Annotated in this window: 11 protein-coding genes; 3 read left to right on the forward strand and 8 right to left on the reverse strand. The window is 73.2% G+C overall.

From position 1 onward, the window contains the following. Nucleotides 1-48: 48 nt before the first annotated feature. Both AB0J40_RS36000 and AB0J40_RS36005 read left to right on the forward strand, forming a co-directional pair. Nucleotides 49-1338, forward strand: coding sequence for a PspC domain-containing protein (locus AB0J40_RS36000; protein WP_364462373.1), 1290 nt, complete (start codon nt 49-51; stop codon nt 1336-1338). A gap of 7 nt (nt 1339-1345) precedes the next feature. Then, nucleotides 1346-2026, forward strand: coding sequence for a response regulator transcription factor (locus AB0J40_RS36005; RefSeq protein ID WP_176173206.1), 681 nt, complete (start codon nt 1346-1348; stop codon nt 2024-2026). Here AB0J40_RS36005 and AB0J40_RS36010 read toward each other — a convergent pair. Further along, complete coding sequence (locus AB0J40_RS36010; protein ID WP_364462376.1) at nt 2023-2988, reverse strand: DMT family transporter; 966 nt, start codon at nt 2986-2988, stop codon at nt 2023-2025. The genes AB0J40_RS36005 and AB0J40_RS36010 overlap by 4 nt on opposite strands. Nucleotides 2989-3092: 104 nt before the next feature. Between AB0J40_RS36010 and AB0J40_RS36015 the strand changes: the two genes are divergently transcribed. Beyond that, nucleotides 3093-3995, forward strand: coding sequence for a LysR family transcriptional regulator (locus AB0J40_RS36015; protein ID WP_364462379.1), 903 nt, complete (start codon nt 3093-3095; stop codon nt 3993-3995). On the opposite strand, the gene AB0J40_RS36020 is transcribed toward AB0J40_RS36015, so the two are convergent. From AB0J40_RS36020 to AB0J40_RS36050, 7 genes are all read right to left on the reverse strand, one after another. Beyond that, nucleotides 3992-5080 (reverse strand): serine/threonine-protein kinase, encoded by a 1089-nt coding sequence (locus AB0J40_RS36020; RefSeq protein WP_364462382.1) that lies wholly within the window; start codon nt 5078-5080, stop codon nt 3992-3994. The two genes, AB0J40_RS36015 and AB0J40_RS36020, sit on opposite strands and share 4 nt — an antisense overlap. Nucleotides 5081-5096: 16 nt before the next feature. Continuing rightward, nucleotides 5097-6725, reverse strand: coding sequence for a serine/threonine-protein kinase (locus AB0J40_RS36025; protein WP_364462385.1), 1629 nt, complete (start codon nt 6723-6725; stop codon nt 5097-5099). A 215-nt stretch (nt 6726-6940) separates the two neighbouring features. Then, entirely contained in the window at nt 6941-7801 is an 861-nt protein-coding gene (locus tag AB0J40_RS36030) for a hypothetical protein (protein ID WP_364462388.1), read from the reverse strand. Between the two features lie 260 nt (nt 7802-8061). Beyond that, nucleotides 8062-9396 (reverse strand): hypothetical protein, encoded by a 1335-nt coding sequence (locus AB0J40_RS36035; RefSeq protein ID WP_364462391.1) that lies wholly within the window; start codon nt 9394-9396, stop codon nt 8062-8064. Between the two features lie 323 nt (nt 9397-9719). Beyond that, complete coding sequence (locus AB0J40_RS36040; protein WP_364462394.1) at nt 9720-10034, reverse strand: hypothetical protein; 315 nt, start codon at nt 10032-10034, stop codon at nt 9720-9722. Nucleotides 10035-10098: 64 nt separating this feature from the next. Further along, on the reverse strand, nt 10099-10395 hold the full coding sequence (locus tag AB0J40_RS36045; RefSeq protein ID WP_364462397.1) for a chorismate mutase: 297 nt from the start codon (nt 10393-10395) through the stop codon (nt 10099-10101). 162 nt (nt 10396-10557) lie between these two features. Next, nucleotides 10558-10974 (reverse strand): DUF1707 domain-containing protein, encoded by a 417-nt coding sequence (locus AB0J40_RS36050; RefSeq protein WP_364462575.1) that lies wholly within the window; start codon nt 10972-10974, stop codon nt 10558-10560. Between the last annotated feature and the right edge of the window lie 137 nt (nt 10975-11111).

Here is an 11111-nt window from a genome sequence, read left to right on the forward strand (position 1 = left end):
CCGGATCAGGGGCTTCCCTGATGGAAGCCCACGCCCGCGCGTGTGACCATGGACCACGTGCAAGAAGCCCTCGACCACGTCACCACCGACCAGGTGACCGTCCCGGAGAAGCCCAAGATGTTTCGGCGCCGGTCCGGGCGGGCGATCGCCGGGGTCGCCGGTGGGCTCGCCGACCACCTCGGCGTCCCGGTCGTCTGGGTGCGGACCGCCTTCGCGCTGCTCGCCGCCCTCAACGGGGCCGGCCTGCTCGCCTACGGCCTGCTCTGGGTGTTCGTCCAGCAGCAGACCGAAGAAACCGCGAAGGCGCCGACGTCGAAGGAGCGTCAGCAGGCGTTCGGCCTGATCGCGCTGGGTGTCGGCCTCGCCGTCGCCAGCGGGACGCTCACCGGGTTCATCAGCGGCTGGGTCGCCGTGCCGCTCGCCGTCGCCATGATCGGTCTCGCGGTCGTCTGGCGGGAGGCCGACGAGTCGCAGCGGCGCCGCTGGCGGGTCGGGGCCAAGGACGGCTTCGCGGGCGCCTTCCTCGGCGGGGGCGGCTGGTCGGCCGCGATCCGGATCGTCGCCGGCGTCGCGCTCGTGATCACCGGCATCACTGTCGTCGTGCTGCGCAGCGGCACCCTCGACCAGGTCCAGTTCGCCCTGATCGCCGTCCTCGCGACGCTGATCGGGGTCGCCGTGCTGACCATCCCGTTCTGGCTGCGCCTGGTCCGTGACCTGTCCGACGAGCGCAAGGCCCGCATCCGCACCGACGAACGCGCCGAGATCGCCGCCCACCTGCACGACTCGGTCCTGCAGACGCTGGCCCTCATCCAGAAGCAGAGCGAACAGCCCCGCGAGGTCGCCCGGCTGGCGCGCAGCCAGGAACGCGAGCTGCGCGGCTGGCTCTACGGCCCGAACGGCTACGGCAAGCCCGTCGAGACCGCCGAGGAAGCGACCGGCCAGCTGTCCGAAGCCCTCGCGACGGCGTGCGGCGAGGTCGAGGACACCTTCGCGATCTCCGTCGGCCAGGTCGTCGTCGGCGACGCCGAGCTGGACGACTCGCTGGTGGCGCTGGTCCAGGCCGCCCGGGAGGCGATCGTCAACGCGGCCAAGCACGCGGGCGTCGAGGAGGTCAGCGTCTTCGCCGAGGTCGAGCCGACGTCGGTGACGGTGTTCGTCCGCGACCGCGGCAAGGGCTTCGACCCCGACCTCGTCCCGGACGACCGCCACGGCCTGGCCGACTCGATCCGCGGCCGGATGACCCGCCACGGCGGCACGTGCAAGGTCCGCACCGCGCCGGGGGAGGGCACCGAAGTGCAGCTCGCCATGCCGGTGAAAGCGGGCAAGGGGGCAGCGTGAGGCCGCTATGCTCGACGACGTGACTGACACCCAGCGCGAACCGGTCAAGGTGTTCCTCGTCGACGACCACGCGCTGTTCCGCGCGGGCGTGCGCACCGAGCTCGACTCGATCACCGACGAGGTCCGCGTGGTCGGCGAGGCCGGCTCGGTGGCCGAAGCGGTGGCCGGGATCGCCCGGACCAAGCCCCAGGTGGTGCTGCTCGACGTCCACATGCCCGACGGCGGCGGCGCCGAGGTCCTGCGCCGGGTGCGCCCGGAGCTGCCGGACGTGGTGTTCCTCGCGCTGTCGGTGTCCGACGCGGCAGAGGACGTCATCGCGGTCATCCGCGCGGGTGCGCGCGGGTACGTGACGAAGACGATCTCGTCGAAGGAGCTGGTCCGCGCGGTGGTCCGGGTGGCCGACGGCGACGCGGTGTTCTCCCCGCGGCTGGCCGGGTTCGTCCTGGACGCGTTCGCCGACCGCCCCGGTTCGGCGCCGATCAACGACCCGGAGCTGGACCTGCTGACGCCCCGGGAGCGGGACGTCCTGCGGTTGCTGGCGCGGGGCTACGCGTACAAGGAAATCGCGTCCGAGCTGTTCATCTCGGTGAAGACGGTCGAGACGCACGTGTCGAGCGTCCTGCGGAAGACCCAGCTCTCGAACCGCTACGAGCTCTCGCGCTGGGCCTCCGACCGCCGCCTCGTCTAGTCCGCCAGAGGAGCAAGCGGCCGCGCGCGCCCGGCGGTGTCGTCACCAAGCCCATCCGCCTGGTCACCGGGCACTTCCGCGGCCACTCGCTCCGGCCTCTGGAGGCGGGTCAGCGCGACCCCGGCGAGGACGACGACCATCCCCGCGATCACCCTCAGGTTCAGCTGCTCGCCCAGGAACACCGCGCCGAGCAGCACCGAAACCACCGGCAGCAGGTACCCGACCACCGAAGCCGCCACCGCGCCTTCGCTCGCCAGCAGCTGGTAGTTCAGCGCGAACGCGATCCCCGTCGACCCGATCCCCAGCACGAGCACGGCCAGCAGCGGCCCGGGCGAGACGTGCACCGGCGTCAGCCCGCCCACCGGCAGCGCCAGCACCAGCATCCCGCTGGCCAGCAGCATCTGCCCGGCCGAGACCGCGTACGGCGAGGACGTCGGGGACGACAGGTACTTGCCTTCGTAGACGAACGCGAAGCCGTAGCTCGCCGCCGCCGCGAGGCACGCCAGCGCGCCCCAGCTGAGCAGGCCCGACGCCTGCCACGGCGCGAAGATCAGCAGGATCCCGCCGAGACCCACCAAGAGCCCGGCCAGCCGCGTCCCCGTCATCCGCGACGACGTCCCCATCAGCGGCGCCGCCAGCAGCACCCACAGCGGCGTCGTCGAGTTCAGCACCCCGGTGATGCCCGAGTCGACCGTCGTCTCGCCGATCGCGAACAGCAGGAACGGCAGCGCGTTGTGGAAGAACGCCGCGACGGCCAGGTGCCCCCACATCCGCCGGTCGCGCGGCAGCCGGGCGCGCTGCAGCCGGCACAGCACCAGCAGCATCGCCGCGCCGAGCACGAGCCGCGCCAGCACCAGCTGCACCGGCGAGAACATCCCCAGCCCCAGCTTGATCCAGAAGAAGCTCGAACCCCACATCAACGCCAGCGCGCCGATCCTCAGCAGGGTCTTCGTTTCGCCCACCCCAGTCCTCCTTCTCCGATCAAGCGTCAGCTTCGCGCCACGAAGACGTAAGGACAAGCGAAAATAACTGCAGGGACGCTTAAGCCCAGCTGTACGATCGGAGCATGCTCGACGTCCGCCGCATGCAGGTCCTCCGCGCCGTCATCACCAGCGGGTCGATCACCGCCGCGGCCCGCAACCTCGGCTACACGCCGTCCGCGATCAGCCAGCAGCTCTCGGCCCTGGAACGCGAAGCCGGCACCGAACTGCTCGAACGCGTCGGCCGCGGCGTCCGGCCGACGCCGGCGGGCGCGCTGCTGTCCGAGCACGCCGAGAAGCTGAGCACCGAGCTCGCGAAGGCCGAGGCGGCGCTGACCGAGCTCAAGGAGGGCCGCACCGGCCGCGTCGCCATCCGCTACTTCGCGACGGCGGGCGCGTCACTGGTCCCGCCCGCCATCGCCGCCGTCCGCCGCGAGCACCCCGGCGTCCGCCTCGACCTCAAGCTGGTCGAGCCGGACGACCCGATGGCCGACGTCGAAGCGGGCGACGCCGACGTCGCGATCACCGTCTTCCCGCGCAAGAAGCCGCCCGGCAAGGGCGTCGAGCTGGTGCACCTGCTCGACGACCCGTACCGCGCGGTGCTGCCGAAGACCCACCCGCTGGCCCGCAAGCGCGTGCTCGACCTGACGGAGTTCGCCGAAGAGCCGTGGGTCGGCGTCGACGGCCTGCCCGGCATCTGCCGCGACATCCTCGACGGCGCCTGCGCGTCGGCCGGGTTCTCGCCGAACGTGGTGGTCGAGTCCGAGGACTACCAGACGGCGCAGGGGTTCGTCGCCGCCGGCATCGGCGTCGGGCTCATCCCCGAGCTGGGGCTCGGCGCCCAGCACCCCGGCGTGGTCGTCCGCAAGATCCGCAACCCGGAGCCGGTCCGCGCAATCCACGCGGCGGTCGCGTCCCGCGCCTGGGGCCAGCCGGCCGTGCGCACGTTCCTGGAGGCCATGCGCGCGGCGACCGCCAAGGTGGCCTAGACGAAAAACAGCTCCGAGACGAGGATGCCGACCAGCACCGCCGCGAGGATCGCGGCCACGGTGATCAGCGTCTTCTTCGACACCGGCAGGTTCCACGTCCCGGCCTGCGGCTGGGGCGGCGGTCCCGGCACGTACTGCGTCGCCGGCGGGACCGGCTGCATCCGCTGGGTCGCCTCCGCCGCGGAGTAGCCGGGCGCGGCGACCGGGATCTGCTGCTGGAACTGCGGTCCCGACGGCGGCATCGGCGGTCCCGCGGGCGCCGCCGCCGGGTTGAACGGCGGGGCCGGCGGCGGCTGGAGCCCGGGTGCGGTCGGCGGGATGAACGCCGTCTCGCGGCCCTCGGTGATCGCGCTCAGCGAACGGACGGTGTCGGCCATGGTCGGCCGCGTCGTCGGGTCGGCGCGCAGCATCTTGCGCAGCGCCGCCGTCAGCACGCCCGCGTTCTGCGCCGGGCGCTCGGACGACTGCCCGTCCTCGCCGAACGGCGGCACGCCCTCCACGGACGTGTACAGCGTCGCGCCGAGGGAGAAGACGTCGGCCGCCGGCGTCGGGGGCAGCCCCCGCGCGACCTCGGGCGCCACGTACGCCGCGTGCGGCCCGCCGCCGCTGATGCCGATGTCGGTGAGCTTGACGCCGCCGTCGTCGGCCAGCAGCACCGTGCCCGGCTCGAGCGTGCGATGCACGAACCCGGCCGCGTGGATCGCGGTGAGCGCGTTGCCGAGCTGGATGCCCAGGTGGGCGGCCTGGTCGGGGGTGAGCCTGCCGTGCTCGGCGAGGAACGTCGCCATGCTGCGCGACGGGATGTACTCCATCACCAGCCAGACGTCCTGGCCGTCGGGCAGCACGTCGAACACCTTGATCGCGCACGGGTGCTCGATCCGGGCGGCGTCCTTGCCCTCCTGCATGGCGGCGGCGCGCGCCTGCTCGGCGCGGTCGCCCGCCCCGACCGGGAGGTACATCCGCTTCATCGCGACGGTGCGGAACAGCCGCGTGTCGAACGCCAGCCACACGATGCCCGCGCGGCCACGGCCGATCGGCTGGTCCAGCCGGAACCGGCCGCCGACGATGGTGCCTTCGGAACTCAACACAAACCTCGGAGCATCAGGAGTTGGTGCCACCAGTCGTGGTGGTTGTCGGCGGAGGAGGAGGGGGCTGGCTGCTCGACGTTTCCTCCGAGGTCGTCGGTTTGGGTGTCGTCGTGCGCGGAGTGGTCGTCTTCTCCGGCTCGGTCGTCCGCGGCGTCGTCGTGCGCTTCGCCGAGGTCGTCTCCGACGGGGACGTCAGATCCACCGTGGTGGTCGGCTCCTCCGTCGTCGACGGCAGCGACTCCGACGTCGCGACCGGCGCGGGCTTGCTGCTCGACACGGGCGCCGCGGGCGCCTCCGGGTTGTTCGGGCTCAGCAGCCAGACGGCGAGCGCGACCAGGCCCACGACCACGACGCCGCCGATGATCGCCGGGCGCTTCCACGCGCCGGGCTTCTCGTCGTCGTCATCGACCGGGCTGGCCTGCGGACGCCGCGGCGGGGGCGGCGGGGCCGGCTCGTCTTCGTAGTCGTCGTACGGGTCGTCCGCGTACGGACCCTGCTCGTGCGGGGGCACCGGCACCGCGCGGGTAGCGGCCAGGCCCGGCGGGACACCGCCGGCGTACTGCTGGCGTTCGTCGGGGTAGCGGTCGTACCCGTCGTAGTCGTCCTCCGGGTAGCCGGTGGCCTCCGGGTAGTCGTCCTCGTCGTAGTACGGCACGGCCTGCGTCGGCGCCTGGCCGCCGTCGAGCAGGCTGCCGGAGTGGCCCGCCGGGACCTCGTCGAACATCTGCGTGGCGTTCGGGTCGGCGACGGCGGCAGCACCGAGCACGCCCGCCGAGGGGGCCATCATCGTCTCGTCCGCCGGGGCGCCGAGCGGCGTCTCGCCGCGCGCGACGGCCGCGAGCAGCTCCTCGCACTCCTCGGCGGTCGGCCGGTGCTGGACGTCCGGGTGCAGCAGCACCGCCAGCACGCTCGCCAGCGGCCCGGACTGGCGCGGTGGGATGATCTGCCCGGCCGCGACCGCGTGCAGCAGGCTCAGCGTGTTCTCCGACAGCCCGAACGGCGGCTGGCCCTCGCAGGCCGCGTACAGCGTCGAGCCGAGCGAGAAGACGTCGGACTCCGGGCCGGGGTCGCCGCCGATGGCGACCTCGGGGGCCAGGTAGGCGGGGGTGCCGGCGATCATCCCGGTCTTGGTGACCGTGACGTCGTCCTTGGCGCGGGAAATGCCGAAGTCGGTGATCTTCACGGTGCCGTTGCCGGCGAGCAGGATGTTGCCCGGCTTGATGTCGCGGTGCACGATGCCGACCGCGTGCGCCTCGCGCAGCGCCGCGGCGACCTGGGCGCCGATGCGCGCGACCTCGGTCGGCGGCAGCGTGCGGCGTTCCTGCAGCACGGCGGCCAGGCTGGTGGAGTTGAGGTACTCCATGATCAGGCACGGCTGCCCGTTGTCGTCGGTGACGACGTCGAACACCGAGATCGCGTTCGGGTGGTGCAGGCGGGCGGCGATCCGGCCCTCGCGCATCGTCCGCTGGCGCGCGTCCTCGGCGTCGTGCTCGTCCAGGTGCGGCTGGAGGAGCAGCTGCTTGATGGCGACCGTGCGGCCCAGGACCTCGTCGTGCGCCTGCCAGACGGCCCCCATCGCGCCCGTGCCGATCCGGCCGACGATGCGGTACCGACCGGCGACCAGACGACCCTCGTCGCTCACGCGACCTCCCTTTGGGCTCCCACTTCACCAGGGCGTGAGGATCGGTGCCTGGTGACGCGGCCACGCGCACGCCGCTTCGCTGGAGCGTATGCACATGTCGTGGGCTGTGTGCCGGCTTCACTGAGACCGGCCCGTGACAAGGCTAGGCGCTCACTCTGCGCACACGAATCCGGTACGGGCACTTGAACCACGGGTGAAGGGGTGATCGCCGAGGGCTACATGTACTGGGCCGAGACGAGCTCGGCTTCGGTGATCAGCCCGCCGGTGTCGGCCACCCGGAACAGCTGGGTCACGCGGACCAGCGCGCCGTCCGGCCGGTGCAGCGTCGCCACCGCGAGGATCGAGCCGTCCGGCTTGATCTGCGTGTCGGCCTCCTGGACGTCGATGGCGTCCATCGAGCTCCACGTGCGGACCAGCTCGCCGGCCGCGCCGTCGGCCAGCGTCGGGCTCAGCAGTGCCAGAGCGCCCGTCGAGTCCTTCGCGATGGCGGCGTAGAAGTCCTTGACGGCCTGGATCTTCCGGGCGGCGCTGCGCGCGTCGGCGGCCGTGTCCGGCACCGCCTGCGCGGTGGCGGGCGCGGCTTCGGTGTGCGGGCTCCCGCCGGTCGACTCCGACGCCGACGGCGCGCCACCGGAGTGCGCGCCCGGCGCGGGGGTGCTGGGCTGCTCCGGCGCGCCGCCACCGGCCTGGTGCTGCGGGACGGCGAGGCCGCCGAGCTCCGCGGCACCGCTGAAGCCGGCGGGCGTGGACTGGCCGCCTTCGGAGACCGCGCGGTGCGCGCTGGTCAGCATCGGCGCGGCGACCACCGCGCCGGCGACGAGCGCACCGGCGGCGACGAGCCCGGCCAGCTTGGCGCGGCGGACGAACCGGCTCTCGGGATCGCCGTCGTCCTCGGCCCGCTCCGGCTCGCGGACGGGTTCCGGGCGCGGCGGCAGGAACTTCTGCGGATCGCGGAAGACCTGCTCGAGATAGTCGCGGTCGGCGTCGCCGACGCCGTCGAGTATCTCGGCCGGGATCACGTCCTCGACGCGGACGGCGTTGGGTACCTCACGCCGTGTGCGCTGCCGATCAAGCACGAATGTCCTCGCTCTGGGGTTCCGGGGACGGCCACTCGGCCGTTCGGCCGGGTTTCCGTTGGTCCGGTTGGCCGACTCGTGGCCGGTTCCGGATCCGCTGTCGTCAGGTAACCCTGTGCGGACGGGCACCACCAGGCTCTGTCGCCGGAATGCCGTCGCGATACGACGAGCGGCAGCATATGTCACCCACCCGGACCAGGGGTAACCGTTCGGCGCACCGCACGTGCATCGGAACGGGCGAGCCGCACGTGCAGGCTTCGTTACTGGCCGTCAGCCGCGATCTTGTCGCCGTCCCCGAACGTCAGAGTGCGGTTTTCGATCGTCTTGGAACCGTCGGTGTGGGTGATCTCGACGGTGTTGACGGTGACGCCGCGCTGCTGGTCGATGCTGATCTTGCGGACCTCGAAGTACGCGATGCCGGCGTAGCGCTCGGCGAGGGCCTGCGGGCCCTGGTCGTGCAGCTCGCCGGTGGTCACCGCGGCCGCCGCGGCGGGGTCGGTCGTGACGGTGTTGAAGAACTTCTCCGTGTTGTCGCCCATGGTCTGGGCGTCCGGCGGGAAGGAGTACCACCACGGCGGCTTGACCGGGGTTTCGCGCTGGGCGGGCGTGACCGGGGGCTTCTGCGGCCGCGCGCTCGGCGTGGCGGTGCCGGTCGTCCCCGGCACGGCGCTGCTGTCGTCGGCGGGCGGCGGGACGGCGCCGTCGACGGGGCCGGCGCCACCGCCGCTGGTCCGCCCGGCCGGCTGGTCCGGCCGGGACGAGGTGTCCGGGCCCGCCGCGGAACCGCCCTCCCGGGACGTCGGCGCGGCTTCGCCGGTGGGGTCGATGACGGTGGGCGCACCCTGGTAGCCCGGCCACGCGCCCTGCACGGCCTGGTCCACCGGCGGTTTCCCGACCAGGTAGGACCCGGCGAACAGGAGCCCGACGACCACGGCCCCGGACGCGCCGGTGGCGAACCACGCCGCCTTCTTCCACGTCTTGGGCGGGGTCACGGACGCGGGCACCGAGCCGATGGTGAAGCCGCCGAGCCCGTCCAACGGGGGCGCTGCGTAGATGCGGACGTCGTCGTCCTCCGGCTCGACGTGGCGCGGCTGCGGGGAGGCCAGCGAGACGCGGGTGCGCCGGGCGGCCTGGTCGGCGCGGGACTCGGCGACGGGCTCGAGGTCGTCGTCGAGGGGGAGGTCGCCGTGCGCCGCGGGGAAGAGCGGGGGCGCGGGCCGCCGGTCGCGCGGCTGGGGCAGCGACGGCGGGGTCAGCGTGCCGGACACCGGCTGCTCGAAGGGCAGGGACCCGGAAACGTGGTCGGGGAGCGTGCCGGAGACCGGCCGCTCGAAAGACGCGGGCCGGGGGAGCGGTCCGGACCTCGCGAAGGAGCCGGACATCGGCTGCGGCAGGGGGACCCCGCCCGGCCTCGGCGGCGCGAGGGGGAGCGACCCGGACACGGGCGGGTCGACCGGCGCGTGGCCGGCCGCGTGCCGCCGTCCCGCGCGGTTGGGGGGCAGCGGCGGCGTCCAGCTTTCCGTGCCGCCGAGCCGGTGCCGCCCGGGATGCGCGGGCGCGCCGCCGCGTCCGTGGAACTCCGTGCCGTGGGTCATGTCGGTTCGACCACCCGGCCGCCGGGGTCTGATGCCGTTGGGGGGCAACGGAACCCGAAAGGAGCATCCTCACGCGCGGAATCCTGCGCAGATGCACGCGCATGCGAGACTGGGCGCGCGGGGCCAGTGCCCCCGCGCGTCCTCCGGGCTCCGCCCGACCCGAACGCAAGGGTCCTCACGGCGTCAACCCTAGGAGCATCCGGCGTAGAAAGTCCCGCCCAAACCTGCAAGTTGCACAGGTTTCACTCGGTCGGGCGCGACCGATCGGGGGAGGGTGACGCTGCGGAGTTTCACCGAGCGCCATCGACCCTGCTCGGGGGAATTCAGCCTCCCGTGCGGTAACGGTCGCGCGTGGACTGCAGCGCCTTCGTCGCCACGACACCGCTACCGGCCGCGACGAGGATCGCCACGATGTCGAGCGTCGGTCCCCCGGCCGTGAGCAACCAGGCGAACAGCGAAGCGGCGGTGGTACCGCCGGCAACGGCCCACCGGCTGCGGACGTACTGCGCGACCGGCGCGCCGCCGGCCCGCTTACCCGCCGCGTTGTTCAGCAGCGCCAGATACCCCACATGGCCCAGCGCGGCCAGCACGCTCGCGAGCGCGACGATGACGGCGATGAGGTTAACGAGCCAGTCCATGGCTCCAGTCTGCCCGCACCGGGGGCGCGGGTGCCTCCGGGAAGACCCGGAATTCGGGCAACCGTTACCGGCCGAGCCTGCCCCGGCCGAGGTTGAGCAGTGCCATGGCGAGCTGGCGGCCTTCCGGACCCAGCTCGCGGTAGCGCGCGAGCACGTCCATCTCGCGGTTGTAGACGATCCGCGTGCCGCCGGCGGCCATCCGCGCGGCCCCGATCGTCTTGGACACCTCGATCCGGCGCTTCACCAGCCGCAGGATCTCCTTGTCCAGCCAGTCGATCTCCTCCCGGAGCGACGCGATGTCGTCCCCGGCGGGCGTGTGCTCGGCGGGCTGGCCGTCGGCGTTCGTCGCTTGTGCGTTCATCGGGACCTCTCCCTCGGTGCCCGGACCCGGCCCCTGGGACGGCGACAGCCCCGGGTCCGTGGACTCCGGGGCTGGCGGTGATGGCGGTTCGGGCACTACGCGATCACGGGAGCCGGAGTCCGGGTCCCGTAAAAAAATCGCTCTGCGTGGTGCCGCATGGGCTCAGTATGGCACAGGCGCGCCGGGGCGCTCCCGGAACGAGCGCACCCGCGCATGAACGAAGACGCTCACCGCGAGCCAGAACAGCGGGAAAGCGGGCCAGAAGAACCCGGCGCCCAGCACCGCCCAGCGGACGATCACCAGCACGGCGACCGCCACCACGACGGCGAGGTGCAGGCGCAGCGCCGGGTGCCGCCGCAGCGCGGCACGGGTGAGCGGGAAGCCGGGCCGGGGCGGCGCGGGCCGCGGCAGGTCGGTGGTGAGCGCGGCCAGCTCGTCGGTGAACTTGGCGGCGTAGACACGGGTGAGGCGCTCTTCGACCTCTTCGAGGGTGAGCCGGCCTTCGGCGCCGGCGGTCTGGACGGTGGCGGCGACGCGGTCACGATCGGCGTCGGCGGCGCGGATGCGGTGGTCTTCCATGTCCACCGATGCTCCGCGCGGACGGGCCGCACCGCGTCGGACGGCAGGCGACACCTCCCGCTACGCCCGGCGCGGTACCCGGGACCGCCCGCCCCGGCACGCTTCTGCCGCCCTCCCACCCGCCCGGGGTAGCGTGG

Source organism: Amycolatopsis sp. NPDC049691 (assembly GCF_040675005.1).
In the GTDB taxonomy this organism is placed as follows: domain Bacteria; phylum Actinomycetota; class Actinomycetes; order Mycobacteriales; family Pseudonocardiaceae; genus Amycolatopsis.